At 61.0% G+C, this 25,845-nt stretch carries 24 protein-coding genes; 14 read left to right on the plus strand and 10 right to left on the minus strand.

Annotated features, from left to right (window positions below; all coding sequences use genetic code 11):
• A complete protein-coding gene (gene uppS, locus BLU78_RS09405; protein ID WP_010266802.1) occupies window positions 1–714 on the minus strand; it encodes a polyprenyl diphosphate synthase in 714 nt (237 codons plus the stop codon).
• Between the two features lie 55 nt (window positions 715–769).
• Complete coding sequence (locus tag BLU78_RS09410; protein WP_010266800.1) at window positions 770–1,648, minus strand: NAD(+)/NADH kinase; 879 nt, start codon at window positions 1,646–1,648, stop codon at window positions 770–772.
• Window positions 1,649–1,900: 252 nt separating this feature from the next.
• Here BLU78_RS09410 and BLU78_RS09415 point away from each other — a divergent pair, with 252 nt between their 5' ends.
• Genes BLU78_RS09415 through BLU78_RS09425 form a run of 3 tightly spaced genes read left to right on the plus strand, consistent with a single transcriptional unit; the run spans window position 1,901 to window position 4,672 of the window.
• Window positions 1,901–2,614 (plus strand): pyridoxine 5'-phosphate synthase, encoded by a 714-nt coding sequence (locus BLU78_RS09415; RefSeq protein ID WP_010266796.1) that lies wholly within the window; start codon window positions 1,901–1,903, stop codon window positions 2,612–2,614.
• An 8-nt stretch (window positions 2,615–2,622) separates the two neighbouring features.
• Window positions 2,623–3,270: a GDSL-type esterase/lipase family protein gene (locus BLU78_RS09420; protein WP_026020877.1), complete on the plus strand. Its 648-nt coding sequence runs from the start codon at window positions 2,623–2,625 to the stop codon at window positions 3,268–3,270.
• Between the two features lie 4 nt (window positions 3,271–3,274).
• Window positions 3,275–4,672, plus strand: a complete 1,398-nt coding sequence (locus BLU78_RS09425) for a CCA tRNA nucleotidyltransferase (protein WP_020693303.1) — start codon at window positions 3,275–3,277, stop codon at window positions 4,670–4,672.
• A 9-nt stretch (window positions 4,673–4,681) separates the two neighbouring features.
• Here the strand turns inward: BLU78_RS09425 and BLU78_RS09430 are convergent, their stop codons facing one another.
• Entirely contained in the window at window positions 4,682–5,620 is a 939-nt protein-coding gene (locus BLU78_RS09430) for a DMT family transporter (RefSeq protein WP_010266789.1), read from the minus strand.
• 288 nt (window positions 5,621–5,908) lie between these two features.
• Here BLU78_RS09430 and BLU78_RS09435 point away from each other — a divergent pair, with 288 nt between their 5' ends.
• Entirely contained in the window at window positions 5,909–6,817 is a 909-nt protein-coding gene (locus tag BLU78_RS09435; RefSeq protein ID WP_010266786.1) for a DMT family transporter, read from the plus strand.
• Here the strand turns inward: BLU78_RS09435 and BLU78_RS09440 are convergent.
• The 3 genes from BLU78_RS09440 to BLU78_RS09450 are packed head-to-tail and all read right to left on the minus strand — an operon-like array spanning window position 6,814 to window position 8,180.
• A complete protein-coding gene (locus tag BLU78_RS09440) occupies window positions 6,814–7,209 on the minus strand; it encodes an acyl-CoA thioesterase (RefSeq protein WP_010266783.1) in 396 nt (131 codons plus the stop codon). The genes BLU78_RS09435 and BLU78_RS09440 overlap by 4 nt on opposite strands.
• Window position 7,210: 1 nt before the next feature.
• A complete protein-coding gene (locus BLU78_RS09445; protein WP_010266780.1) occupies window positions 7,211–7,792 on the minus strand; it encodes an L-threonylcarbamoyladenylate synthase in 582 nt (193 codons plus the stop codon).
• Between the two features lie 7 nt (window positions 7,793–7,799).
• The gene (locus BLU78_RS09450) at window positions 7,800–8,180 is read right to left on the minus strand and encodes a VOC family protein (protein WP_010266775.1); all 381 of its coding nucleotides are present in this window, start codon (window positions 8,178–8,180) and stop codon (window positions 7,800–7,802) included.
• A 144-nt stretch (window positions 8,181–8,324) separates the two neighbouring features.
• Between BLU78_RS09450 and BLU78_RS09455 the strand changes: the two genes are divergently transcribed.
• Complete coding sequence (locus BLU78_RS09455; protein ID WP_231291043.1) at window positions 8,325–9,881, plus strand: sialate O-acetylesterase; 1,557 nt, start codon at window positions 8,325–8,327, stop codon at window positions 9,879–9,881.
• Between the two features lie 101 nt (window positions 9,882–9,982).
• A complete protein-coding gene (locus tag BLU78_RS09460; RefSeq protein WP_010266769.1) occupies window positions 9,983–10,708 on the plus strand; it encodes a YebC/PmpR family DNA-binding transcriptional regulator in 726 nt (241 codons plus the stop codon).
• Between the two features lie 140 nt (window positions 10,709–10,848).
• On the opposite strand, the gene BLU78_RS09465 is transcribed toward BLU78_RS09460, so the two are convergent.
• Window positions 10,849–11,502: a hypothetical protein gene (locus BLU78_RS09465; RefSeq protein ID WP_020693306.1), complete on the minus strand. Its 654-nt coding sequence runs from the start codon at window positions 11,500–11,502 to the stop codon at window positions 10,849–10,851.
• A gap of 174 nt (window positions 11,503–11,676) precedes the next feature.
• Between BLU78_RS09465 and BLU78_RS09470 the strand changes: the two genes are divergently transcribed.
• Window positions 11,677–12,126 carry a lipocalin family protein gene (locus BLU78_RS09470; RefSeq protein ID WP_010266765.1) on the plus strand — a complete coding sequence of 150 codons (450 nt, stop codon included), beginning with the start codon at window positions 11,677–11,679 and terminating at the stop codon, window positions 12,124–12,126.
• Between the two features lie 74 nt (window positions 12,127–12,200).
• Here the strand turns inward: BLU78_RS09470 and BLU78_RS09475 are convergent, their stop codons facing one another.
• Together BLU78_RS09475 and BLU78_RS09480 are read right to left on the minus strand one after the other, a co-directional pair.
• Window positions 12,201–13,532, minus strand: a complete 1,332-nt coding sequence (locus BLU78_RS09475) for a glucose-6-phosphate isomerase (protein ID WP_010266762.1) — start codon at window positions 13,530–13,532, stop codon at window positions 12,201–12,203.
• Window positions 13,533–13,538: 6 nt separating this feature from the next.
• Window positions 13,539–14,546, minus strand: a complete 1,008-nt coding sequence (locus tag BLU78_RS09480) for an NAD(P)H-dependent glycerol-3-phosphate dehydrogenase (protein ID WP_010266759.1) — start codon at window positions 14,544–14,546, stop codon at window positions 13,539–13,541.
• Between the two features lie 183 nt (window positions 14,547–14,729).
• Here BLU78_RS09480 and BLU78_RS09485 point away from each other — a divergent pair, with 183 nt between their 5' ends.
• From BLU78_RS09485 to BLU78_RS09515, 7 genes are all read left to right on the plus strand, one after another.
• Entirely contained in the window at window positions 14,730–15,749 is a 1,020-nt protein-coding gene (locus BLU78_RS09485; RefSeq protein ID WP_010266755.1) for a rod shape-determining protein, read from the plus strand.
• Window positions 15,750–15,956: 207 nt separating this feature from the next.
• Window positions 15,957–16,808 (plus strand): rod shape-determining protein MreC, encoded by an 852-nt coding sequence (mreC, locus tag BLU78_RS09490; RefSeq protein ID WP_010266752.1) that lies wholly within the window; start codon window positions 15,957–15,959, stop codon window positions 16,806–16,808.
• Window positions 16,809–16,811: 3 nt separating this feature from the next.
• Complete coding sequence (locus BLU78_RS09495; protein WP_010266748.1) at window positions 16,812–17,330, plus strand: hypothetical protein; 519 nt, start codon at window positions 16,812–16,814, stop codon at window positions 17,328–17,330.
• On the plus strand, window positions 17,327–19,153 hold the full coding sequence (locus BLU78_RS09500; protein ID WP_010266746.1) for a peptidoglycan D,D-transpeptidase FtsI family protein: 1,827 nt from the start codon (window positions 17,327–17,329) through the stop codon (window positions 19,151–19,153). Before BLU78_RS09495 ends, BLU78_RS09500 begins: the two co-directional genes overlap by 4 nt.
• The gene (gene rodA, locus BLU78_RS09505) at window positions 19,143–20,585 is read left to right on the plus strand and encodes a rod shape-determining protein RodA (protein ID WP_010266744.1); all 1,443 of its coding nucleotides are present in this window, start codon (window positions 19,143–19,145) and stop codon (window positions 20,583–20,585) included. The genes BLU78_RS09500 and rodA overlap by 11 nt, the downstream gene beginning before the upstream one ends.
• 7 nt (window positions 20,586–20,592) lie before the next feature.
• The gene (locus BLU78_RS09510; RefSeq protein WP_010266742.1) at window positions 20,593–23,169 is read left to right on the plus strand and encodes a calcium-translocating P-type ATPase, PMCA-type; all 2,577 of its coding nucleotides are present in this window, start codon (window positions 20,593–20,595) and stop codon (window positions 23,167–23,169) included.
• 23 nt (window positions 23,170–23,192) lie between these two features.
• Window positions 23,193–24,425 (plus strand): phosphatase PAP2 family protein, encoded by a 1,233-nt coding sequence (locus BLU78_RS09515; protein WP_010266740.1) that lies wholly within the window; start codon window positions 23,193–23,195, stop codon window positions 24,423–24,425.
• Between the two features lie 57 nt (window positions 24,426–24,482).
• Here BLU78_RS09515 and gdhA read toward each other — a convergent pair whose 3' ends face one another.
• Window positions 24,483–25,820, minus strand: a complete 1,338-nt coding sequence (gene gdhA, locus BLU78_RS09520; protein ID WP_010266739.1) for an NADP-specific glutamate dehydrogenase — start codon at window positions 25,818–25,820, stop codon at window positions 24,483–24,485.
• Between the last annotated feature and the right edge of the window lie 25 nt (window positions 25,821–25,845).

Below are 25,845 nucleotides of genomic sequence, written 5' to 3' on the forward strand. Positions count from 1 at the left end.
TTATTTAACCAGTCCGAAGCGACGGTCGCGTCGGGCGTATTCCTTCATGGCCGCGTCGAAATCACGTTCCGTGAAATCGGGCCACAGCACTTCGGGGAACCAGAGTTCGGCATAGGACGCCTGCCACAGCAGGAAATTGCTCAACCGCTGTTCGCCGCTGGTGCGGACGATCAGGTCGGGATTCGGGTAGGGCGCCGTGTCGAGCGCGGCGCTGACCGTATCCTCGGAAATCTCCGCGGGGGCGATCTCCCCGGCCTCCACGCGGCGGGCGATCTGCTGCACGGCGCGCGTTATTTCGTCGCGCGACGAGTAGTTGAGCGCCAGGACCAGCGTCAGCGTCCGTCCCCCGGCGGTCCGTTCCTCGGCTTCGGCCAGGTAACGCTGCACCTTCTCCGAAAAGCGGCTCCTGTCGCCGATCATGCGTACCTCGACGCCCTGGCGGATCAGTTCGGGCGTTTCGTTCACGACGCTCCGGCAGAAAAGTTCCATCAGCGCATCGACCTCCCCGGAGGGACGGCCCCAGTTCTCGGTCGAGAACGCATAGAGCGTCAGGTATTTCACACCCCAACGGGCAGCAGCGCGCAACGAAGCCCGCACGGGTTCCACACCCGCGGCATGACCCTCGTAACGCTCTTTGCCGTGCAACCCGGCCCAGCGGCCGTTGCCGTCCATAATGATGGCGACGTGTTGCGGTATGCGTTTCTGCTCGCTCATATTAGGGCACAAATATAGGGAAAATTCTATTAATTAAGGAAAAAACGGTTAAAGATTAACTGCGGATGTCTATTCCCCACATCATCTTATTCCGTAACGTGTCGTAAAATGATATATTGTGCGGCACGGCCAAAAAAATCTGCTGTTCGGCCCGCCTGACGGTGAAGGCCGCGCCGTGCGAAATCGGGTGCGTACGGTCGTCCAGCGTGACGAACGCGTCCGAACGCTGGGCGTTGACGCGCAGCGAGATGACGCCCGAATCGGGGATCACCACCGGCCGCATCGTGAGGTTGTGCGGGGCGAGGGGCGAGATGACGAGACACCGGCACGTCGGGGCCACGACGGGGCCCCCGGCGCTGAGCGAGTAGGCGGTCGATCCCGTGGGGGTGGAGACGATCACCCCGTCGCCGTGGTAAGTGGCCACCATCTGGTCGTCGACATAGGTTTCGACCGAGATCATTCCCGCGCCGTGGCGCTGCACGGTAAATTCGTTGAGCGCAAGCGTCGAATCGGGCCGCTCGTCGAAATCGCCCTCGATGCGCAGCAATGAGCGGGGTTCGGTGGTGATTCTCCCGGCGGCGATGTCGTCGAATATCAGGTTCAGCCCGGCGCTCGGGGCGCTGGTGAGGAATCCCAGGTGTCCGGCGTTGATGCCCATGACGGGAACCGGGGCGCCGCAGAGCCGGTGCACTCCTTCGAGCAGCGTTCCGTCGCCTCCGTAGCAAACCATGACGGTTTCGGCAGGCTGTTTGCCTATGTGCCGGCCGTAGACTCTCTCCGGCGGAAGTTCGATCCCGGCCGTTTGCCGTACGACGGGGGCAAATTCCTCGTTGACTGCGTAATCGAATCCGAACAGTTCGATCGCATCGAACAACTGGCGGATCTCCTCGGGGGTGTGGGCAATCTGTGCGCGGGAAAAAAGTATGATTTTCATCGGCGGAGTTTCGAAAAAATAAAGTAACTTTACCACGCCGATCCGAACTTGGGACGCAGGCATTTGCGGACCGGTGCGGAGGTGCGGCATATCGTGGCAAATATAGCGAAAGGTGAGCGCAAAACCAAACTTGTCTGGATTTTGCCGAACCGCATCCTATATTCCGCAAATATAGCGAAAGGTGAGCGATAAGCCAAATTTATTTGAGTTTGTCCGAATCGGGTCCTATATTATTTAAATAAAGCGAGTTTTATGACAAAGTTGAGCGTTAACATCAATAAGATTGCCGTGGTCCGCAATTCGCGCGGCGGCAACCTTCCCGACGTGGTCCGTGCGGCCACGGACATCGAACGTTTCGGAGCCGACGGGATCACGGTGCATCCGCGCCCCGATGCGCGCCACATCCGCTACGACGATGTGCGCAATCTGAAACGGGTGCTCACGACGGAACTCAACATCGAGGGCAACCCCATTCCGAGTTTCATCGACCTGGTGCTGGAGGTTGTTCCGGCGCAGGTGACCCTCGTTCCCGACGCCCACGACGCCATCACCTCGAATGCCGGTTGGGACACCCTCGCCAATCGGGAGTTCCTGACCGGCGTGACGCGGCGTTTCCACGAGAAGGGCATCCGGGTCTCGGTCTTCGTGGACCCCGTGGCCGAGATGGTCGCCGGGGCGAAGGCGTGCGGCGCCGACCGGGTGGAGCTCTACACCGAAGCCTATGCGCGCGAATATCCCGACGGCCCCGAGCAGGCCGTCGCCCCTTACGCGGCCGCGGCCGAAGAGGCGCGCCGGCAGGGGTTGGGGCTGAACGCCGGGCATGACCTTTCGCTGGAGAACCTGCGCTGGTTCGTCAGCCGCATTCCCTGGACCGACGAGGTCTCGATCGGCCATGCGCTGATCTGCGACGCGCTCTACTACGGACTCGAAAACACCGTGCAGCTTTACCGACGCGAACTTAAATGACGACGACCATGAAACGTATCCTGATCCTTTCCATAGCTCTCTTCGCAGCGGGCGCGGCATTTGCCCAGAGCGAATACAACTACCAGCGGCGCAGTCTTTTCGAAGTGCTTCCGGTGCTCTCGAGCGACATCGTCTTCCTGGGCAACTCGATTACCGACGGCTGCGAATGGGCCGAGCTGTTCAACAACCGCCATGTCAAAAACCGCGGCATCAGCGCCGACCGTTCGGGCTGGCTGCTCGACCGCCTCGATCCGATCATCGGGGGGCATCCCAAGAAGCTCTTCCTGCTGATCGGCACCAACGACCTGGCCGCTGGGGTCACGCCCGAGGAGATCGTGGCCAACGTCTCGAAACTTATCGACCGTTTCCAGAGCGAATCGCGCTGGACCAAGATTTACGTCCAGAGCATCCTGCCCGTGAACGGGGTTGACTTTTCGAAGTTCAAGAACCACTACGCCCACAGCCACCTGATCGTGCCGACGAACAAGAAGCTCGAGGCGCTGTGCGACGAAAAGGGGGTCACCTACCTCGATGTCTGGGGGGCTCTGGCCGACCATGACGGCAAACTGGACAAACGCTATACCAACGACGGCCTGCACCTGATGGGGCCGGGTTACCTGGTGTGGCGCGACGCCATCAAATACCATGTGAAATAGCTGCGTGGAGTTGACGAACCCGATATTCCGCCGGATTTCGCGCCTCGCCGACGAGCAGGGCGTGAGGGCTTTCGTCGTCGGAGGGTACGTGCGCGATCACTATCTGCGCCGACCGTCGACCGACATCGACGTCGTGGTCGTGGGCAGCGGCATCGCGCTGGCCGAGGCGCTGGGGCGCGAACTGAAAGCCAAGGTTTCGGTATTCAAAACGTTCGGCACGGCGATGGTCCGCGCCGGAGGCGTCGAGGTGGAGTTCGTGGGGGCCCGCAGGGAGTCCTATACGCGCGATTCGCGCAAGCCCGAGGTCGAGCCCGGAACGTTGGAGGACGATCAGCGGCGGCGCGATTTCACGATCAACGCCATGGCGTGGTCGCTGAACGAGGCCACGTTCGGCGAGCTGGTCGACCCTTTCGACGGGATGTCCGACCTCGAGGAGTGCATCATCCGCACGCCGTGCGATCCCGACATCACCTTTTCGGACGATCCTCTGCGCATGATGCGCGCCGTGCGGTTCGCTTCGCAGTTGGGCTTTACGATCGAGGAGGAGACCTTCGAGGCCATCCGCCGCAACGCGGAGCGCATCCGGATCGTCTCGCGCGAACGCATCGCCACCGAACTCAACAAGATCGTCCTTTCGCCCGTCCCCTCGATGGGTTTTGAATTGTTGGAACTCACCGGGTTGCTGAAACTGATCTTCCCCGAGCTCCACAACCTCAAAGGGGTGGAGAAGCGGGGCAAACACGCCCATAAGGACAATTTCTTCCATACGCTCAAAGTGCTGGACAATGTTTCGCGCCGTTCGGACGACCTGTGGCTGCGCTGGGCCGCCATTCTGCACGACATCGGCAAGCCGCAGACCAAGGCTTACGATCCCCGGATCGGCTGGACCTTCCACGGCCACGAGGTCGTGGGTTCGAAGATGGTTCCGGGGATTTTCCGTCAGTTGAAACTGCCTTTGAACGAGCACATGAAATTCGTGCAGAAACTCGTGTTTCTCCACCTGCGGCCCATTATCCTCTCCGAAGACCTGGTGACGGACTCCGCCGTGCGGCGTCTGCTGTTTGAGGCGGGCGACGACGTGGAGGCGCTGATGACCCTGTGCGAGGCGGACATCACCTCGGGCATCGACGCCAAGGTGAAACGCTACCTGGCGAATTTCGAACTGGTGCGCCGCAAGATGAAGGACCTCGAAGAGCGGGACCGCATCCGCAATTTCCAGCCCCCGATTACTGGCGAGTTGATTATGGAGACCTACGGCATCGGTCCGTGCCGCGTGATCGGCGATATCAAAGAGGTCATTAAGAACGCCATTCTCGACGGCGAAATCCCCAACGAATACGACGCGGCCTACGGCCTGATGGAGCGGCTGGCGGCGGAACGCGGGCTGACAAAAAAAGGTTGAGCATTTCGCTCAACCTTTTTTTTGCATTTTCTCCGTATCCAATTGTGCCCGCGATTTCGACTTGGTCACCAGCCACACCCCGACGAAGACGCAGAGGGCCGCGCCGGCCTTGGTGAATCCGAACGTGTCGAGTCCGATGGCCACGGTGAAGAGCACCGCCACGACGGGCTGCACGTAGTTGTACATCGAGACCACCGTCGGCCGCAGGTGACGCTGGGCGATGGGGACCATCAGGTAGGAGAAGAACGTCGCGCCGACAACCACGTAACCGATTCCGGCCCAGGTCCGGGCGGCCAGCCCTGCATAATCTACCTCGGTCAGCGGACGGTAGTAGATCGCCACGGCGGCGATGGCGGCGAAAAGGAACATCCATTTCATCGTCGTCACGGGCGAGTAGCGTACGATCACGTTGCGGAAAGCGGTGAGGTAGGTGGCGAAGCTGATTGCGCTGACGATGCAGAGCACGTCGCCTTTGACGCTCGATGTGTGGCCCGTCCCGTGCTGGCTCACGAGAATCAGGATCACCGCTCCGGCGCATCCCAGGAAGACACCTCCGGCTTTGAGCCATGTGATCGGTTCACGCAGGAACAGCGTCGCCAGCACCATCGTCAGCACGGGGACGATCGTGGCGATGATCGACGTGTCGATGGGGGAGGTGAGCGACAGTCCCCAGAGAAAGAGCATCTGGTTGAGCTGGATGCCGAATACCGAGGCAAGGAGCAGTAAGAAGATGTCGCGCGGGGCGACCCGTTCGCGGGGAAGGAACAGCGACACGGCCCAGAACAGCAGCGCGGCGCCTACCATGCGGTAGACGCTCAGCGCAAAGGGGCTGACTCCTCCGGGATTGGTTTCGGACCAGAGCACGCTCTTGCCGATCGGGGCGTTGAGTCCCCAGACGATGTTGGCGGCCAGCAGGGCCGCATGTCCTTTCAGTTTTCCTTTGTCCATTTTCCCAGACCCGCTTAGAAGCGGGATTTTTGTATCGAGTTGTAGCGTTGTCTATGTTCCGCTCCGCAATTCCTGTCACCGCCTCTAAAACCCGCCTCTTAGGCGGGCGCCCCTAAAACCCGGCTCTTAGCCGGGCCCACCTAAGAGGTGGGTCTTATAATGGGTTGTAGCGTTGTTTATGCTCTGACCCGCAATTCCAACCGCCGCCCCTAAGTCCCGGCTCTTAGCCGGGTGGTGCGATAATTGCTGTATCGTTCTTTCGTGAGTAAAACGCGGTATAATCTCGATTTGGTCTTCGCCAACGTCTTTTTCGGGGCGAATTTCTCGTTTTACGTTTCACTCACGCGCAATTTCCTCGACTTTCAGCAGATCTTCATGCTTCAGGTGCTCTCGGCGGCAGTCTTCTTCATCCCCTTTGCGCTCTTCTCGAAACAGTCGTTCCGCATCACGTGGCGCGATGCGGGCAACATCCTGATCGTCTCGCTGCTGATCGTCTACGGCTGGATGTACATGCTGCTCTGGGGATCGTCCTATACGACGCCCATCGACGCCTCGGTCATCGCTACGCTGGGCCCGGCATTCACGCTGATTATGGACCACCTGATGCACCCGCGCAAATACATTCGGACCCGTGTCGTGGGCGTCGTATGCGCACTCGTCGGGGCGGCGATCCTGATCTTCAGCGATGGATTTTCGCTCACCCACGGCAGCCGTGCGCAGGGCAACCTGTTCGTGCTGGCGGCCGTGGTGGCCATCGCCATCAACACGGTAATCATCAAACCGCAGCTCGAAAAACTGGGCACGCTGGTCGTGATGGGGTGGTACTACATCATCGGGCTGGCCATTACGGCGCCTTTTTTCTGGAAATACATCGCTCACGTGCCCTTCCTGCGCCTGCCGCTCTATGCGCAGGCCGAGCTGGGCTACATCCTGATCCTGGGCACCGTGCTGCCGATGTACCTGCTTTACCGCGGTACGGAGAAACTCACCTCCGTGCACACGGCCCTTTACCGTTATATCCAGCCTCTCATCGCCGGCATCCTGGCCGTCACGCGCGGTCAGGCGCATTTCAATGCGGCGAACATCACGGCGTCGGCCTTTATCTTCGCGGGAGTGGTGCTGGTGGTGATCGGCTATAAATACTATGTCCGCCACGGACTGCCGAAGCTGCGCAGCGACGGACTGCTTCAGCACTAATCCGCCAGGAGCCGTTCACGCCACTCGGCGGGCACGGGCTCGCTCTGCTGCCGGGCGAAGTCGAAGACGACCATCACCGAGCGGCTTTCGCTGCGGACCTCGCCGCCGACGAGCAGCCGTTGGAGGAGCGTCAGGCTCTTCGTGCCGACCCGTTCGCAGGTGGTCGTCACACACACGGGATCGTGCATCCGCACCTGCCCCGTGTAGGAAGTCGAAGTCGAGACCGTGAGGATGCGCAGGTCTGCGAGCAGCACCTCCGCGCCCAGTATCTTTTCGTAATACTCCATTTTGCCGACGTCGAAATACATCTGCTGCGAGACGTTGTTCACGTGCTGGAACGGATCGATGTCCGAGAACCGTTTCTGAATGGGGGTTTCGAGTGTGCGGGCCATCTTATTCGCGGATGATCTTCACCTCGCCGCCTTCGCCGAACGCGATGATCGACGAGGCTTTGCGGGTCGGTTTGCCTTCGAAACGGGGGTTGACGACGAAATCCACGCCGTCGACGATCTCCTTCGCCACGTCCTGCAGCCCCACGGGCGTCGCTTCGCCCGAAATGTTGGCCGAGGTCGAGACGATCGGTTTTTTGAGGCCGGCGAGCATCCGGCGGCAGAATTCGTGGTCAGGGATGCGCACGCCGAGCGTCCCCTCCTCGGGGATAAGGTTTTCGGCGACCCCCGCGGCGCCCGGCAGGATGGCCGTCAGGGGGCTGGTCGCCAGTTCCATCACCTCGAACGCCACTCCCGGGGCTTTGTTGACGTAGCGCACGGTCATGTCGGCCGAGGCGCACAGCACGAGCATCGACTTCTTGTTCTCGCTGCGTTTGAGGCGGTAGATGCGCTCCACGGCGGCGGCGTTCGTGGCGTCGCAGCCCAGTCCCCAGACCGTATCGGTGGGGTAGAGGATGATCCCGCCCCCGCGCATGACGCGCACGGCTTCGTCGGCCTCCTTCTGCATATCGGTTTCCTTCTGCATGGCCGGCTTACTTTAAAGGCAGTACCTCGATCCAGTAATCGTCCGGGTCATTAATGAAGTAGAGCCCCATGGACTTGTTTTCGAAGCAGACGCACCCCATCGCGCGGTGATATTCGCGGACGGCGTCGTAGTCGCCTGCGACGCGCATGCAGAGGTGGCTCTCGTTTTCGCCCAGTTCGTAGGGCGTTGCCGCGTGGTCGCGGAGCCACGTCAGTTCGAGGCGGAACGGGGTCTGCCCGTCGCCGAGGTACACCAGCACGAACGATCCGTCGGAGGCCTCCTTGCGGCCGACCTCCTTCAGTCCGAGCGCCTTGTCGTAGAAGTCGAGGCTGCGTGCGAGGTCCGTGACATTGATGTTGAAATGGTCGAAACGGCTTTTGATTTCCATATTCTATAAGGTATTATACGGCGCAAAATTACATAATTATAGTGAAATAACGTCCCGCCGGCCGATATTTCTTTGCCCGCGGGTTTGGATGCTGCATTTTTTTACTTACTTTTGTCTGAACCAATACTTAAACGATTAAGCTATATGAGAAATCGCTATTTTGCGCTTGTTGCCGTGTTTGCGCTCCTCGCAGGCTGCTCCTCCGAGAAGGGCGACTCGCCTGAAGACGGGGTTGAAGGGACTTTTAGACTGCACAGTTTTCTGCAGGACGGCATGGTGATCCAGCAGAACCAGCCGTTCCGCCTGTGGGGCAAGGCCTCCGCCGCGCATGTGAAGATCACCGCCAAGCCGAGCTGGACCCGGCAGGAATACACCTGCAAGGCCGATGCGAGCGGTACGTGGGTGCTGGAAATCCCGGTGCCTGCGGCGCCTTCGGACGGTGCCCCGCAGTCGATCCGGCTCTCTACGCCGCTCCAGACGACCTCCCTGCGCGACCTGCTGATCGGCGAGGTGTGGGTCCTGGGCGGACAGTCGAACATGGCGTTCGCCCTGGGGCAGGCGCTCGACGCCCCCGCCGAGATCAGCGCGGCGAACTATCCGGGCATCCGCTTTTTCACCGTGCAGCCTTCGAATGAGGCCCGGCCGATCTTCGACTGGCGCGAGGAGATGCCCGAACCCTACGGCAAATGGTACTCGACGAGTCCTGCGACGGCCGGGGCCCAGAGCGCCGTGGGCTACTATTTCGGACTGATGCTCCACCGGGAACTGGGCGTGCCCGTCGGGCTGGTCAACACCTCCTACGGCGGCGCCACGGCGCAGGCCTATACGCCGCTCGAGGCCCTCAAAGCCGACAGCCGGCTGAAGACGACTTTCGTCGACCCGTATGCGGCCAATCCCAATATGGACGTGCTGGTGCGTCCTGCCGAGCTCTACAACAGCATGGTCCATCCGTTGCTGCCGCTGTCGGCCCGCGGCGTGGTGTGGTATCAGGGCGAGGGCAACTGGGGCAACTACGATATCTATCCCCTGCTGATGAAGACGCTTGTCGGCGAGTGGCGGCGCAACTTCGCCAACGAGCGGATGCCGTTCTATTACGTGCAGATCGCCCCGTGGGGTTTCGGCCAGAACACCGCCTCGCAGGAGTGGTTCTACACCCAGGGTGTCCATATCGGCTATGCCTACATGCGTGAGGCGCAGGCGTTGACCCGTGAGCAGGTTTCCAATTCGGGGATGGCCGTGACGATGGACGTGGGCGATCCCGACGACATCCATCCCACGAACAAGCGCCCCGTGGGCGAACGCCTGGCGCGTCTGGCACTCAACCAGACTTACGGCCGCAGCGAGGTGGCGTGTCTCGGCCCGCGTTACAACAGCCTGAAGGTCGAGAACGGCGTGGTGAAGCTCCTCTTCGACAACGCCGACGGGCTGAAGACCAACGACGGACAGGCTCCGAAGCATTTCTATCTGGCCGCCACAGCCGGAAGGAGCCACCGGTTCTATCCCGCCGCGGCTGAAATTCACGGTTCGGAGGTGTGGCTCACCTGTCCCGACGTGGTGACGGCTTCGACCGCGGCGGCCGACGTGGCGGTGCGTTACGCTTTCCTGCTCTATCCGACGACCAACCTCGAAAACGGCGCCGGACTTCCTGCCGAACCTTTCCGCACCGACTCCTGGTCCACGGACATCAGCTATGTCTATTAGCGGGGCCGGGACGAATATTTTTGAAAGAGATTACCGTTTTTTTTCTGTGAATTTTATACCTTTGCACCACGAAAGAAAAAAACTGAAAAAACGATAATCGTATGGGAAGAGCCTTTGAGTATCGCAAAGCGCGAAAAATGAAACGTTGGGGTCACATGGCCCGCGTCTTCACCAAGTTGGGGAAAGAGATCGAGATCGCCGTCAAGGCCGGAGGCTCCGATCCGTCGGCCAATACCCGCCTGCGCATTCTGATCCAGAACGCCAAGGCCGAGAACATGCCCAAGGAGAACATCGAGCGCGCCATCAAACGTGCCACCGAGAAGGACGCCGCCGATTACAAGGAGGTGATCTACGAAGGATACGGCCCCCACGGCATTGCGTTCCTGGTCGAGACCGCCACGGACAACACCAACCGCACGGTGGCCAACGTGCGCATGTATTTCAACAAGTGCGGCGGCACGCTGGGCAACAGCGGTTCGGTCGGTTTCATGTTCGATCACAAGTGCGTCTTCAAGTTCCGCGCCGCCGAGGGCGTCGATCCCGAAGAGCTGGAACTGGAGATGATCGACCTGGGTGTCGACGAATTCTATACCGAGGAGGACGGCATCACGGTCTATGCTCCCTATGAGTCTTTCGGCGCCATCCAGAAGTGGCTCGACGACAAGGGCTTCGAGATCGTTTCCGGCGAGTCGGTGCGCATCCCGACCGATGTGAAGGAGCTCGACGCCGAAGGCCGCGAATCGGTCGAGAAACTGGTCGAGAAGCTCGAGGACGACGACGATGTGGTGAACGTTTACCACACCATGAAGGAGCCCGACGAAGAGTAGTTTTCGATTTTATAGGGCATCTTTGCACTTGCATTCGCAGGGCGTGAATGGGACGTATTCCGTACTACCCATCCGCGCCCTGCTTCGTTTAAGTACAAATCTGCTCCTCTAAAATCAAAACCATCCGCCTCTTAGCCGGGCTATTCGAACCTTACGAAGCGTTCGCTGCGGGTCAGGCAGAACGGACAATAGGGATCGGGATCGCCCGCCGCATAGATGTTGCCGCACCCCGGGCAGACAAGGAACCGGCAACTGTCCGGATGATCTTTCCCGGTGCGTCGGCAATGCTCCAGCAGGGCGGCATTCCGCCGATCTGCGGCGGCTGCCCGGGCCAGCAGCCGCGCCGCATAGCGGTTGTTTTTCCGCATCGCGCGGTCGATCTCCGCACCGTGCCGCTCGCCGAGGCTCCGGAGTTCGTGGAAGATACTCCGCTCCAGGTTGCCGTCGGTCGTGCCTCCGAAGAGGACGATCCGGACCGGAGGCGTGTAGCTGCCGCCCAGGTGCAGGATGGCCTGCGCGCAGTGGTGCTCCTGCAACCGTTCGGAGAAAGCCATGGCCCGGAACAACCGCTCGGCATCCGGGCGGGATTCCCCGACGGCGATCGCGGCGAACTTGTCGTATTGGACCGATTTGACGTGTTTGCGGCGGCAGCAGGCGTCGAGGTCCGCGAGCGTCTCGGTCCACGGCGAGACCTGCGGCGCCCGGGGAGCGCGCGTCGCCGCGCAGTACAGCCAGACGAGGATGCCGACCGATGCCGCGAACAGCAGGAGTATCAGGACCAGACGCAGTTTCATACTATCGGACGATTGGTGGAAAATACCGATCGGGAGGTGCATTTTTTATGCCAGCGGCAGGCGTTTTCATCCGCAACGGGGGATTTTTCGCCCGGCAGCTTTGGATTTCGGATTTCAAACCCTATATTTGTGAACCGCCGCCGCGGCAAACCAGATGCGGGGCGGGCACAACGTATGAAACGGGAATTGAAAATGGGTGTCGTCGCGGTGTTGGCCTTTCTGATGGCCGGCTGCGGCGGAAGCGATAAAAAGGAGGATGCGATCAATTACGACGGCTGGATGCTCTCCACCTGGAACGGCGGCACGGAGCTCTCCGGCAAGGTCTTCCTGCAACTCAACGGGGATATGACCTTCGTGCTTTACCAGTGCATCGACACGCCCGGATACCAGAAATTGACGGGCACCTACTCGATCGACGGGCAGGTGATTTCGGGCGTTTATTCCTCCGGCATACCGTGGGAAAGCAGTTACGTGATCGAAAAGCAGACGAAGACCGAATTGCAGCTGCGCTCGGAGAAAGAGATCGTTTCGCTCTATATTGCGGTGGAGGTTCCGGCCTATGCAAAGGACGGCGTCGTAGCCTCCGGCGTTCGTTCGTCGGGAGCGGAAAAGCCGTTCCTCTGACGCGCGCCGCCGGGAAAATGCAAAAAGCGGATTCTCTAACTGAGAATCCGCTTTTTGCGTGATGCCGGGACGGGTTACAGCCGGGCTTTGATGGCTTTCGAAGCCTCCTCGTAACCGGGCTTGTCCAGCAGGGCGAACATGTTCTTCTTGTACGCCTCGACGCCGGGCTGGTCGAACGGATTCACCCCCAGGATGTAGCCGCTGATGCCGCACGCCTTTTCGAAGAAGTAGAGCAGGCCGCCGATCGTCCGGGCCGAAATCTCGGGAATCTCGATGCGGATGTTCGGAACGCCGCCGTCGATGTGCGCCAGCTGCACGCCCAGTTCGGCCATGCGGTTGACCTCCGAAATGCGCTTTCCGGCCAGGAAGTTCAGCCCGTCGAGATTTTCGGCGTCGGCTTCGATGACGACTTCGGCCGCCGGTTTCGCTACCGAGATGATCGTCTCGAAGAGCGTGCGTTCGCCGTCCTGAATATACTGGCCCATCGAGTGCAGGTCGGCCGTCAGCGTGACGCTCGCCGGGAAGATGCCCTTGCCCTGCTTGCCCTCGCTTTCGCCGTAGAGCTGTTTCCACCACTCGTTGACGTACTGCAATTTGGGTTCGTACGAACCCAGGATTTCGATCTTCTTGCCTCCGTTGTAAAGCAGGTTGCGCACGGCGGCGTAGACGGCCGCGGGATTCTCGTTGAAAGGTACGCCTTCGGCCGTGGCCTTCTCCATCTCCTGTGCGCCGTGTACGAGCGCCGCGATGTCCACGCCGGCGACGGCCAGCGGCAGCAGTCCCACGGGGGTCAGCACCGAGAAACGTCCGCCCACGTCGTCGGGAATGACGAACGTCGGATAACCCTCCTGCGTGGCGAGGGTCTTCAGCGCTCCGCGTGTCTTGTCGGTGATGGCCACGATGCGCCCGGCGGCCTCCTGCTTGCCGTAGCGCTTTTCGATCTCGGCTTTGATCAGGCGGAATGCGATGGCCGGTTCGGTCGTCGTACCCGATTTGGAGATTACGATGGCGGCGATCGAGTGCTCTTTCACGGCGTCGAGCAGCTCGGCGGTGTAATCCTCCGAGATGTTCTGTCCGGCAAAGAGGACCGTCGGGAATTTCTGCTCTTTGTGCAGGAGTTTGAACGGATCGACCATGGCTTCGAGCACGGCCTTGGCGCCGAGGTACGAACCGCCGATGCCGATGCAGATTACCACGTCGGCCTTGGCGCGGAGTTTCGCAGCCTCTTTTTCGATGGCGGCGATGTCGGCCTCCGAGATCGACGAGGGGAGGCTGATCCAACCCAGGAAATCGTTTCCGGCGCCTTTGCCCGAATGCAGCAGGGCGTTTGCGGCCTGTGCCTTGGCCTCGATGTCGGCCGTGAGGGCGACACCCGCTTTGGCAATGTCTAATTTCAGTGTTTCCATATCTTATCAGATTAATTTGGTAGTCAGTTCTTGCATGCTCCTGCGGGCCGGGGCGCCCTCGTAGAGCACCCGGTAAACTGTCTCGGCGATGGGCATGTCGACCTTGTGCCGGGCGTTGATGTGGCGGATGCAGTCGGCGGCGAAATAGCCTTCGGCGACCATCGTCATCTCGTTGAGGGCGCTCTTCACCGTGCAGCCGTGGCCGATCAGCAGGCCCAGGCGCCGGTTGCGGCTGTAAACCGAGTAGCAGGTCACCAGCAGGTCGCCCAGATAGGCCGAAACCTGCGTGTCGCGCTTGTCGGGGTAGCTCTCTTCGAGGAAGCGGGTCATCTCGCCCGCCGAGTTGGCGATCAGCACCGCCAGAAAATTGTCGCCGTAGCCCAGTCCGACGGCCAGTCCGACGGCCAGGGCGTAGATGTTTTTCAGGATGGCTCCGTATTCGATGCCGTAGAGGTCCGTGGAGTAGCTGAGGCGGATGTTCCCGCCGGCGAACTTTTCGCCGATGCGCTGCGCGTTCCCGGGATCGGTGCAGACGACCGTCAGGTAGGAGAGTTTTCCGCGCGACACCTCCTCGGCGTGCGAGGGGCCGGTGAAGAGTCCGATCTGCTTGTACGACAGCCCGTAATGGTCGTGGATATACTCCACGACGGTCTGGTAGTCGCCCGGAACGATGCCTTTGATGGCCGAGACGATGAACTTGTCGCGGAGCGGCACGGTCAGCGGGGCGAGGAAATCTTTGAGGTAGGCCGAAGGGGTGGCCAGTATCACGATGTCGGCGTCGTGCACGACGCCGTCGAGGTCGTCCGAAGGGGCTATGCGGTCGCGGTCGAACTCCAGGTCGCTCAGGTAGCGGGGGTTGCGGCCTTCGGTGCGCAGCGATTCGAGCACCTCGGGGTTGCGGACATACCATCCGACGCGCTGGCCGTTGGCCGCAAGCAATCCGACGATGGCCGTCGCCCAGCTGCCATAGCCGATGACCGCGCAGCGGGCCCCGGTTCCGATTTTGTATTCCATGCGGAGTTTCAGTTTTTCGACTACAAATGTAAATAAAAAAAATTAGAATAAAATACAAAAATTTCCGGGGCTTTTTAGTACCTTTGTCCGGATGCGTGACCCTCCCGTCGCCGGGGTGGCGAAGTATTCGCGTATTTAGCTGAAATTAAAGTATTTTACGAAATAATTGGGTGTTGTAGCCTTATGGGAATTTTTTCATTGACACAAGAGCTGGCCATCGACCTCGGTACGGCCAACACGCTGATAATTTATAACGGGAAGGTCGTCGTGGACGAACCCTCGATCGTCGCCCTGGACGTTCACACGGGAAAATTGGTCGCCATCGGCCAGCAGGCGCGGCAGATGCACGAGAAAACCAATCCGAACATCAAAACGATCCGTCCGCTGAAGGACGGCGTGATCGCCGATTTCAACGCCACGGAGCTGATGCTGCGGGGCATGATCAAGAAAGTCAAAACCTCGGGCAGCCTCTTCGCCCCGTCGCTGCGAATGGTGATCTGCATCCCTTCGGGTTCGACCAACGTGGAGATTCGTGCCGTGCGCGATTCGGCGGAGCATGCCGGGGGCCGCGAGGTCTACATGATCTACGAACCGATGGCTGCGGCGCTCGGAGCCGGGCTGGATGTCGAGGCGCCCGAAGGCAACATGGTCATCGACATCGGCGGCGGTACGTCGGAGATCGCCTGCATCTCGCTGGGCGGCATCGTCTGCTCGGAGTCGATCAACACGGCGGGCGACGTCTTCACCAACGACATCCAGAGCTATGTCCGCCAGCAGCACAACATCCGTATCGGCGAACGCACGGCCGAGGCGATCAAATGTTCGATCGGCGCCGCCGTTTCGGACCTGGAGCAGGAGCCCGAGGACTTCGTGGTGACGGGCCCCAACATGCTGACGGCCCTGCCGCAGACCGTGTCGCTGTCGTACAGCGAAATCGCCTACGCGCTGGAAAAGTCGCTCACGAAGATCGACGCCGCGCTGATGAAGGTGCTGGAATCCATGCCGCCCGAGTTGTACGCCGACATCGTGAAGAACGGCATTTACCTCGCCGGCGGCGGCGCGCTGATCAAAGGTCTCGACCGGCGTCTGAACGAAAAGACCGGCATTCCGTTCCACATCGCCGAGGACCCGCTGCGGGCCATTGCGCGCGGAACGGGTATTGCGTTGAAAAATATCAATCGTTTTTCCTTCTTAATGAAATAGCTTTCGTTTTATGGGGCATATTTCACATCTCCTCACCGGCCGGGACAGTCACATACGTCTGTATGCTCCTGCCCCGTCCGATTTCGGTCGATGCAAAATCTGCTCCCCTAAAGCCGAAACCCGGAATTGTCGGGTAGGAAAAATCGGTTAAATTGACAAATGCGGATTGCGGGCCTTGGTCCGCAATCTTAAATTAGAGAAGAAACTTTGCGCAAACTGTTCGAGTTCATCCGCAGCGTTTACGTCGTGGTGCTGTTCGTGGTGCTGGAGGCCGTGTCTATCAGCTACTACGCCCGTTCCTCCTACTACACCCAGGCGCGGCTGCTCTCACGTTCCAACCAGGTGGTCGGCAGCGTGCACGGACTCTTTGCAGGCATAGGCCACTACTTCACGCTGGGGCGTGAGAACCGGATGCTGCTCGCGCGCGTCACGCAGCTCGAGGAGCGGCTGGCCCAGTACGAGGAGGCCGCGACCGCCGAGCGGCTGGACGGCTATATGCAGGATATCGGCGAGTCGAAATACCGCTTTGCCACCGCCTCGGTCGTAGCCAATACGGTCAACCGGACCCGGAACCTCATCACGCTCAACCGCGGGCACCGCGACGGGATCGTGGAGGAGATGGCCGTGCTGTCGCCCGACGGTGCGATGGCGGGGTACGTCGTCGCCTGCACGGAGCGTTATTCGGTGGCGATGTCGGTGCTCAACACCTCGTTCCGCGCCAGCGGCAAACTCGCGGACTCCGAATACTACGGTTCGATTTACTGGGACGGCCTCGATCCGGATGTCGTGGTCCTCGGCGAGCTGTCGAAATACGCCGACCCGCAGCCCGGACAGGAGGTCGTGACGACCGGATTCTCGCAGTATTTCCCTGCCGACGTGCTGATCGGATGGGTCGAAAGCGCGTCGCTCAACGAAACCCGCACGGCCTATACGGCCCGGGTGCGCCTCGCCGCCGGGATGTCGCGGCTGGGCGAGGTGGTGCTGGTCGGCAACCGCGACCTCTTCGAAATCCGCGACCTCCAGCAGAGCGAACAAGTCGAACAACACACCCGACCCTGACAAATGCATCGCACACTCCCATATCTCGGACTTTTTGCGGCGGCGGTCCTGCTGCAGGTTTTCCTGTTCGACAACCTGTCGATCAGCATCTACCTCAATCCGCTCGTCTACATCGTCTTCATCGCCCTGCTGCCGTTGGACACGCTGCCCGTGGTGGTGCTCGGCGCCGGCCTCGCGCTGGGCGTCACGATGGATTGCGTCATGGGCGCTGCCGGGATCAATACCATCGCCACGCTGCTGATCGCCTTCCTGCGCCCGACGCTGATCGGAATGCTCTACGGGCGTGAGAACGCCCGTGAGGGAGGCGTGCCTTCCTCGGCACGCTTCGGCGAGCGGATTTTCGTCGGCTACCTCGTGGCGCTGACGCTCATCCACCATGCCGTCTTCTTTTCGCTCGAGGCCCTTTCGTGGACCCATGTGCTGCATACGTTGCTGCGCATCGTCGTCAGTTCGGCGGTGTCGGTGGGCTTCATCTGGATCATCGCCCGTATCTTCACGGCTAAACTCCCCATGCGCGTATGAGTCGTTCGGAGGGTTTTGGTCGGATGCGGACCCTGCAGGTCGTCGTGCTGCTGGTCTTTGCCCTGATCGTCGGGCGGCTGGCCTACATTCAGCTGATCGACTCGCGTTACGACGACCTCGCGCGGGCCAACGTACTGCGGCATGTGGTCCAGTACCCGCCGCGGGGCGAGGTTTTCGACCGCAACGGCGAATACCTGGTCCAGAGCCGCGAATGTTACGACCTGATGGTCATTTCCAGCGAGATCGACAAACGGGGCTTCGACACGGCCCGTCTGTGCGAGGTGCTGAACCTCCCGCGGGTGAAGCTCGACCGGGAACTGGCCAATGCGCGGATGCGTCCGCGGGCGCCGCGCCTCGTGATGAGCTATATCTCCAAGGAGGACAAACTGCGTTTCGACGAGTGCAATTTCCGGGGATTCTACGCCGTCTACCGTACCGTGCGGCAATATCCCCGCGAGGTGGGCGGCAACCTGCTGGGTTATGTCAGCGAAGTGAACGCGGACTACCTGAAACGTCATCCGGACTATAAGATCGGCGACTATGTGGGTATGGGCGGTGTGGAATCGGCCTACGAGCCGGAACTTCGGGGCCGCAAGGGCGTCAAAATCCAGGAGATCGACACCCATGGAGCCATCAAAGGCTCCTACATGAACGGGCATTTCGACTCGCTGCCCGATCCCGGCCGCTACCTCGTGAGCACCATCGACGCCCGGCTTCAACTGTTGGGGGAGGAGCTGATGCGCGGCAAGGTAGGGGCCGCGGTGGCTATCGAGCCTTCGACGGGCGAAATCCTGATGATGGTCTCCTCGCCGACCTACGATCCCGACCGGCTGGTGGGCCGCGAACGCGGCAACAACTATATGGAGATGCTCCGCAACAAGCGTCAGCCGTTGTTCAACCGCGCGGTGCGGGCGGCTTATCCGCCGGGCTCGACATTTAAGCTGGTGCAGGGGTTGATCGGCTTGCAGGAGGGGGTGCTGCGGCCTTCGGATCTCCACTACTGCCACATGGGCTATCAGGCCGGACGCCTGAAAATGGCCTGTCATGCCCACGCTTCGCCGTTGGACCTGCGTTTTGCGGTGGCCACCTCGTGCAATGCCTATTTTTGTTATGTCTTCCGCGATATCCTCGACAATCCCAAGTACGGGAGCGTGAAGGAGGGGTACGATGTCTGGAAATCCTATGTCGAGAGCTTCGGGTTCGGTCGCAGGCTGGGTTCGGATTTCCTCGACGAACGCAACGGCTATGTCCCCGACCGGGCTTTCTACGACCGCCAGTACCGGGGTTCGTGGAACTCGCTCACGGTGCTGTCGCTCTCGATCGGGCAGGATGCGCTGGGCTGTACGCCGCTGCAGTTGGCCAACCTCGCGGCTATCGTCGCCAACCGCGGCTATTACTACATTCCGCACATCGTGAAAAAGATCGAAGGGCGCGACTCGCTCGACGCCCGGTTCTACGAACGCCATTACACGAAGGTCGATCCGAAACACTTCGAGCCGATCGTCGAGGGCATGTGGCGGGGCGTGAACGTCGGGGGCACCTCGACGCTCGCGCGGCTCGACGGGTGGGATGTCTGCGGCAAGACCGGCACGGCCGAGAACCCGCGCGGCCGCGACCACTCGACCTTTCTGTCGTTCGCCCCGAAGGACAATCCGAAGATCGCCATTTCGGTCTATGTCGAGAACGGCGGTTTCGGAGCCTCCGCGGCCCTGCCGATCGCCAGCCTGCTGGAGGAGTACTACCTGACGGACACGATCCGGCGTCCGGCGCTGTTGGAGCATGTCAAAAACCTGAACATCTACTATCCCGCCTATGACAAGTAACCGGCATAGCGGCATCTTTTACGGAGTGGACCTCTGGACTGTCCTGCTGTACGTGCTGATCGTGCTGGCGGGGTGGGTGTCGATCACTTCGGCCTCCTACGACGAAGGGGCGGCCGACCTCTTTTCGTTCTCGCATTTCTACATGAAGCAGCTGCTCTGGATCGGTGTGGCGTGGGTCACGGCGCTCGTGGTGCTGCTGCTCGACGAGCGGTTCTACCACATGTTCGCCTATCCGGCCTACCTGGGAGGCATTGCGCTGCTGCTGGCCGCACTGCTGTTCGGCCGCGAGGTCAACGGCGCCAAGGCGTGGTTCGAGTTCGGTTCGTTCCGCGTACAGCCCGTGGAGTTCGCCAAGATCGCCACGGCTCTGGCCCTGGCCCGCGTGATGAGCGAATATTCCTTCTCGATCAACCGCGCCGGGGATTTGTTCCGCGTAGGCATGGTGATCTGCATCCCGCTGTTCATCATCATCCTGCAGAACGACACCGGGTCGGGCATCGTGCTGGGGTCGTTCCTCTTCGTGCTCTACCGCGAGGGACTGAACAAATGGCTCTGCATTCCGGTCCTGCTGATCGCCGCGCTGTTCATCGTCTCGTTCCTGCTCTCGCCGATGACGCTCCTCGTCTCGCTGATCCTGGTCTGCACCCTCTCGGAGGCGATGATGAACGGGTTGTGGCGCTCGCGGATCGTCTTTCTGGCCGTGCTGGCGCTGGCGAGCATCCTGCTGTGCTTCGTGATGTCGCTCATCGCTCCGGGGGTGCTGGACATTTACCACTCGCTGCTGATCGTGACGATCCTCTCGCTGGGATTCGTGGCGGCCTACGCCTACCGGTCGAACCTGCGTAACATCTACATTACGCTGGGGCTGTTCATCGGTTCGATGGTCTTTCTGCCCACGACCGACTACATCTTCAATTCGATCCTCAAACAGCACCAGCGGGACCGCATCCTGAGCTTTCTGGGCATCATCAGCGACCCGCTGGGCACCGACTACAACGTCAATCAGGCCAAAATCGCCATCGGTTCGGGCAACTTCTGGGGCAAGGGCTTCCTGGAGGGTACCCAGATCAAATACGGATTCGTGCCCGAGCGGCATACCGACTTCATCTTCTGCACCGTGGGCGAAGAGTGGGGGTTTCTGGGCGCGGTCGTGCTGCTGTCGCTGCTGTGCATCCTCATCCTGCGCCTGATGCGTATGGGCGAGCGGCAGCAGGAGCCTTTCGGCCGCATCTACTGCTACTGCGTGGCGGCGATCCTGCTGTTTCACGTGCTGGTCAATGTGGGTATGACCATCGGACTGATGCCCGTCATGGGCATTCCGCTGCCCTTCATGAGCTACGGAGGTTCGTCGCTCATCGCTTTTACGATTCTGTTGTTCATCGCCGTGCGGCTCGATGCCTCGACGCGGCAGTTTTCCCTGACCAAATTTTGACAATGCTATGATACCCTTCAATCCCCGGGGACTCTCCCCGCAGGAAGTCGCTGAAAGCCGGCGTCAGCACGGCGACAACATCATCACCCCGCCGAAAGACGATTCGGTGTGGCGTCTGCTGCTCGAAAAGTTCCGCGATCCGATCATCCGCATCCTGCTGCTGGCCGCCGTGCTGTCGTTGGTCATCGGTTTCATTCACAAGGATTTCACGGAATCCGTGGGTATTATCTGCGCCATCATCCTCGCCACATGCGTCGGCTTCTGGTTCGAGTGGGACGCCCAGCGGCGTTTCCGGCGGCTGAACCAGGTCAACGACGACATCCCCGTCAAAGTGATGCGCGAAGGCACGATCCGCGAAATTCCGCGCCGCGACGTCGTTGCGGGCGACGTGGTCTACATCGAGGGCGGCGAGACGATCCCTGCCGACGGCGAACTGGTCGAGGCCGTGTCGCTGAAAATCAACGAATCGACCCTCACGGGCGAACCCGAGGTCGACAAGACCGTCAATGAGGCCGATTTCGATCCCGAGGCGACTTATCCGTCGAATGCCGTGCTGCGGGGGACGACCGTGGCGGACGGTTACGGCGTGATGGTCGTCACGGCCGTGGGCGACGCGACGGAGGCCGGGCGGGTGACGGAGCAGGCCACCGTGCAGAACGACGAACAGACGCCGCTCGACCGTCAGCTGACGCGCCTCTCGCGCCTGATCGGGCGTCTGGGCATTCTCCTTTCGGTGCTGATCTTCTGCGTGATGCTCGCAAAGGCGATCTTCGTGGGCGGACTGCTCGACGGCGACTGGCTGACGATCTCTCAGCATGTGTTGCAGATTTTCATGGTCTCGGTGGCGATCATCGTCATGGCCGTTCCCGAGGGGCTTCCGATGTCGATCACGCTGTCGCTGGCGATGTCCATGCGGCGGATGCTGAAAACCAACAACCTCGTGCGCAAGATGCACGCCTGCGAGACGATGGGCGCCGTGACGGTCATCTGCACCGACAAGACCGGCACGCTCACCCAGAACCGGATGCACGTGCAGGAGTTGGTGCGTTACGATGCGCTCCCCGAGCGGGATTTCGCCGAGATCGTGGCGCTGAATACCACGGCGTTCCTCGATGCCGAGGGGCACATCATCGGCAACCCCACGGAAGGGGCCCTGCTCGAATGGCTGCGCAGCCGCGGCGCCGATTACGAGCCCCTGCGGGCCGGAGCGAAGATCGTCGATCGGCTGACCTTCTCGACCGAGCGCAAATACATGGCGACGATCATCGAGAGCGGCGTTTCGGGCCGTCGCATCCTCTGTGTGAAGGGCGCGCCGGAGATCGTGCGCACGATGTGTCTTCCGGACGGCAAGGACACGCAGGTCGCCGAGCAGCTGCTCGGTTTCCAGAGCCGCGCCATGCGCACGCTGGCCGTGGCATGGGCCGAGACCGCGTCGGACGACTGTCTGGAGGCCGTTAAGGCCGGCGGCCTGCATTTTGCGGCCGTTGCGGCCATCTCCGATCCCGTCCGTGAGGATGTTCCCGCGGCGGTCGGACGCTGCCTCGGGGCCGGCATCGGCATCAAAATCGTCACGGGCGACACCCCGGCCACGGCGCGTGAGATCGCCCGCCAGATCGGGCTGTGGAACGACGCCGAGGACGGCGACCGCAACCACATCACCGGTACGGATTTCGCGGCCCTGAGCGATGAGGAATTGTTGGAGCGGGTGCACGACCTGAAGATCATGTCCCGTGCCCGGCCGCTCGACAAACAGCGTCTCGTCAGGTTGTTGCAGCAGCGGGGCGAGGTGGTGGCCGTCACGGGCGACGGCACGAACGACGCCCCGGCGCTGAATTTCGCCAACGTGGGCCTTTCGATGGGGTCGGGAACCTCCGTGGCGAAGGACGCTTCGGACATCACGCTGCTCGACGACTCGTTCGCGTCGATCGCCACGGCCGTGATGTGGGGCCGCTCGCTCTACCGCAACATCCAGCGGTTCGTGCTGTTCCAACTGACGATCAACTTCGCGGCCATCGTCATCTGCTTCGTCGGCGCCGTGTTCGGTACCGAGATGCCGCTGACGGTGGTGCAGATCCTCTGGGTCAATATCATTATGGATACCTTTGCGGCGATGGCGATGGCTTCGCTGCCGCCCAGCGCCGAGGTGATGCGCGACAAGCCGCGTCCGAGGGACGAGTTCATCATCACGCGCGCCATGGCCCGCACCATCTTTACCTGCGGCATGGTCATGGTCACGGTCCTGCTGGGGATGCTCTTCTGGTGGACGATCACCGAGGGCGGACTTACCGTGCGCCAGCTGACGCTTTTCTTCTCGACGTTCGTCTTCCTGCAGTTCTGGAACATGTTCAACGCCAAGGGTTTCGAAACCCGCCATTCGGTGTTTACCTGCCTGAGGGGGTGCCGGGAGTTTTTCCTGATCCTGCTGGCTATCGGCGTGGGACAGGTGTTGATCGTGGAGTTCGGCGGCGAGGTGTTCCGCACCGTGCCGCTCACGTGGGGCGAATGGGCCGAAGTGATCGGTTTCACTTCGCTGCTGGCTATCGGCGGCGAACTGATCCGTGCCGTCCGGCGTAAAAAGGCGTAAAAAACAGTTGCTTCTATATTACGATGCTCAGACGTTTTGCCGCGGCTTGTCTGCTCTCTTTCGTGGGCTTGGGAGCATGGGCGCAGTTGCCGGACAGTGTCGACATGAGTGCGGGCGGTGCATTCCGTCAGCGCATTGACCGCCACACTTCGACGAAAGCCTACCGCATGCTGTTCATCGGCACACCGCTTATCGTGGGCGGGGTGGTCATGCAGGCTTATGATGCCGATTTCCGGCGCCTGCGCAACGGTTACAGCCGTTCGTTCCGCCACGACTACGACGATTACCTTCAGTACGCTCCGGCCGGGGTGATGGTCGGCATGAAGGCTTTTGGCGTCAAAGGGCGCAGTTCGTGGGGCCGCATGCTGGTCTCCGACGCCTTTTCGGCGGGCCTGATGGCCGTCGGCGTCAACTCGCTGAAATACTCCTGCCGCGTGATGCGTCCCGACGGTTCGTCGCGCAACTCCTTTCCCTCGGGACATACGGCCACGGCCTTCATGACTGCCACGATGCTCCACAAAGAGTACGGCCACCGCAGTCCGTGGTACAGCATCGGCGGCTACACCGTGGCGACGGTCACGGGGGTCACGCGCCAGTTGAACAACCGCCACTGGATGAGCGACATCATGGTCGGCGCCGGCATCGGCATTCTGGCCACGGAGCTGGGGTATTTCCTCGCCGACCTGATTTTCAAAGACAAAGGGCTGCTCGTCTCGGAAACCTATTCGGTCTACGACCGCTACCGCCGCCCCTCGTTTCTGGGCTTCGGTCTCGGGCTGACGACCGTGCCGGGGACTTATGAGCCTTATCCCGATATGCGCATGCAGCTTCTCGCGGGCCCTGCCGTCCAGGTTCAGGGAGCGTGGTTCGCTTCGCCCTACTGGGGCTTCGGAGGGCGCATGTCGTGTGTGAACCTGCGGGTGAAGGTCAACGGCGTGGCCCAGAACGACGAGCTGGAGTGCGCCTCGGTCTATGCGGGCCCCTATTTCTCCTATCCTTTTTCGATGCGGTGGCTGGTCGGCGCGAAACTGCTCGGGGGATGCGAAATCTACAAACCCTGCAAAACGGACCTGCGGAGGCTGGAGAGCCGCGCCGGATTTTCGTTCGGCACGGGTATCTCCACGACCTACCTCGCCACCCAGAACCTCGGCGTGCGGTTCACGACCGACTACGACGTGGCGCCGCCCCTGACGGGCGCTTCGCGGCAGCGGCTCCACAAACTGACGTTCGGCATCGGCGTTTGCGCGGCTTTCTGAAACAAAAGAGCGGACCCCGTCGGGGTCCGCTTTCGTTTTCGCCGAAGCGTGGCGGGTTTACAGGATGCCCTGCTCGACCATCGATTTGGCGACCTTCATGAATCCGGCGATGTTGGCGCCCTTCATGTAGTTGAGGTAGCCGTCTTTCTCGGTGCCGTACTCCACACAGGCGTGGTGGATCGACGACATGATCTGGTGCAGCTTGGCATCGACCTCCTCGGCTGTCCAGTTGAGTTTCTGCGAATTCTGCGTCATTTCGAGACCCGACGTAGCCACGCCGCCGGCGTTCACGGCCTTGCCCGGTCCGTAGGGAATCTTCGCCGCGATGAAGGCGTCGATAGCCTCCGGGCGGCAGCCCATGTTCGAAACCTCGGCCACGATCTTCACGCCGTTGGCCAGCAGTTTCTTGGCATCCTCGCCGTCGAGTTCGTTCTGCGTGGCGCACGGCATGGCGATGTCCACCTTGACCTCCCACGGCTTCTTGCCGGCGAAGAACTTCGATCCCGGGAACTTCTTGGCGTAAGGCTCCACCACGTCGTTGTTCGATGCGCGCAGCTCCAGCATGTAGGCGATCTTCTCGGCGTCGAGGCCGTCGGGATCGTAGATATAGCCGTCGGGACCCGAAATGGTCACCACCTTGGCGCCCAGTTCGGTCGCTTTCGTCGCGGCGCCCCAGGCCACGTTGCCGAAGCCCGAGATGGCGATGGTCTGGCCTTTGATGTCCATGCCGGCCTTTTCGAGCATCTGGCGCAGGAAATAGACGGCGCCGAAGCCCGTCGCCTCGGGACGGATCAGCGATCCGCCGTAGGTCATGCCCTTGCCCGTCAGCACGCCCGTGTTCTCCCGGGCCAGCTTGCGGTACATGCCGTAGAGGAAGCCGATTTCACGGCCGCCGACGCCGATGTCGCCTGCCGGAACGTCCGTCTGGGGACCGATGTGACGCCACAGTTCGGTCATGAAAGCCTGGCAGAAGCGCATCACCTCGCGGTCCGACTTGCCTTTAGGGTTGAAATCCGAACCGCCCTTTGCGCCGCCCATCGGCAGCGTGGTGAGTGCGTTTTTGAAAATCTGTTCGAAGCCGAGGAATTTTAGGATCGAGAGGTTCACCGAGGGGTGGAACCGCAGACCGCCCTTGTAAGGGCCGATGGCGTTGTTGAACTGTACCCGGTAGCCGAGATTGACCTGCACGTCGCCCTTGTCGTCCGTCCAGACCACTTTGAAGGTGAAGATGCGGTCGGGCTCCACGATGCGCTCCGCGATGCGGTTGGCTTCGAATTCCGGATGTTGGTTGTAGCTCTCCTCGACGGTCATGAGGACTTCGCGCACGGCCTGCAGGTATTCGCTTTCGCCGGGATGTCTGCGCTCGAGTTCGGTCATCAGTTTGGTTACGTTCATATGCTGAAGTTTTTAGTTGGTTGGT

This window comes from Alistipes timonensis JC136 (assembly GCF_900107675.1).
Taxonomy (GTDB): domain Bacteria; phylum Bacteroidota; class Bacteroidia; order Bacteroidales; family Rikenellaceae; genus Alistipes; species Alistipes timonensis.

Excerpts from the sequence above, each read along its gene's own strand:
- uppS (WP_010266802.1), bottom strand. The coding sequence starts at position 714 with ATGAGCGAGCAGAAACGCATACCGCAACACGTCGCCATCATTATGGAC.
- BLU78_RS09410 (WP_010266800.1), bottom strand. The coding sequence starts at position 1,648 with ATGAAAATCATACTTTTTTCCCGCGCACAGATTGCCCACACCCCCGAG.
- BLU78_RS09415 (WP_010266796.1), top strand. The coding sequence starts at position 1,901 with ATGACAAAGTTGAGCGTTAACATCAATAAGATTGCCGTGGTCCGCAAT.
- BLU78_RS09420 (WP_026020877.1), top strand. The coding sequence starts at position 2,623 with ATGAAACGTATCCTGATCCTTTCCATAGCTCTCTTCGCAGCGGGCGCG.
- BLU78_RS09430 (WP_010266789.1), bottom strand. The coding sequence starts at position 5,620 with ATGGACAAAGGAAAACTGAAAGGACATGCGGCCCTGCTGGCCGCCAAC.
- BLU78_RS09440 (WP_010266783.1), bottom strand. The coding sequence starts at position 7,209 with ATGGCCCGCACACTCGAAACCCCCATTCAGAAACGGTTCTCGGACATC.
- BLU78_RS09445 (WP_010266780.1), bottom strand. The coding sequence starts at position 7,792 with ATGCAGAAGGAAACCGATATGCAGAAGGAGGCCGACGAAGCCGTGCGC.
- BLU78_RS09450 (WP_010266775.1), bottom strand. The coding sequence starts at position 8,180 with ATGGAAATCAAAAGCCGTTTCGACCATTTCAACATCAATGTCACGGAC.
- BLU78_RS09455 (WP_231291043.1), top strand. The coding sequence starts at position 8,325 with ATGAGAAATCGCTATTTTGCGCTTGTTGCCGTGTTTGCGCTCCTCGCA.
- BLU78_RS09460 (WP_010266769.1), top strand. The coding sequence starts at position 9,983 with ATGGGAAGAGCCTTTGAGTATCGCAAAGCGCGAAAAATGAAACGTTGG.
- BLU78_RS09465 (WP_020693306.1), bottom strand. The coding sequence starts at position 11,502 with ATGAAACTGCGTCTGGTCCTGATACTCCTGCTGTTCGCGGCATCGGTC.
- BLU78_RS09470 (WP_010266765.1), top strand. The coding sequence starts at position 11,677 with ATGAAACGGGAATTGAAAATGGGTGTCGTCGCGGTGTTGGCCTTTCTG.
- BLU78_RS09475 (WP_010266762.1), bottom strand. The coding sequence starts at position 13,532 with ATGGAAACACTGAAATTAGACATTGCCAAAGCGGGTGTCGCCCTCACG.
- BLU78_RS09480 (WP_010266759.1), bottom strand. The coding sequence starts at position 14,546 with ATGGAATACAAAATCGGAACCGGGGCCCGCTGCGCGGTCATCGGCTAT.
- BLU78_RS09485 (WP_010266755.1), top strand. The coding sequence starts at position 14,730 with ATGGGAATTTTTTCATTGACACAAGAGCTGGCCATCGACCTCGGTACG.
- BLU78_RS09495 (WP_010266748.1), top strand. The coding sequence starts at position 16,812 with ATGCATCGCACACTCCCATATCTCGGACTTTTTGCGGCGGCGGTCCTG.
- BLU78_RS09500 (WP_010266746.1), top strand. The coding sequence starts at position 17,327 with ATGAGTCGTTCGGAGGGTTTTGGTCGGATGCGGACCCTGCAGGTCGTC.
- rodA (WP_010266744.1), top strand. The coding sequence starts at position 19,143 with ATGACAAGTAACCGGCATAGCGGCATCTTTTACGGAGTGGACCTCTGG.
- BLU78_RS09510 (WP_010266742.1), top strand. The coding sequence starts at position 20,593 with ATGATACCCTTCAATCCCCGGGGACTCTCCCCGCAGGAAGTCGCTGAA.
- BLU78_RS09515 (WP_010266740.1), top strand. The coding sequence starts at position 23,193 with ATGCTCAGACGTTTTGCCGCGGCTTGTCTGCTCTCTTTCGTGGGCTTG.
- gdhA (WP_010266739.1), bottom strand. The coding sequence starts at position 25,820 with ATGAACGTAACCAAACTGATGACCGAACTCGAGCGCAGACATCCCGGC.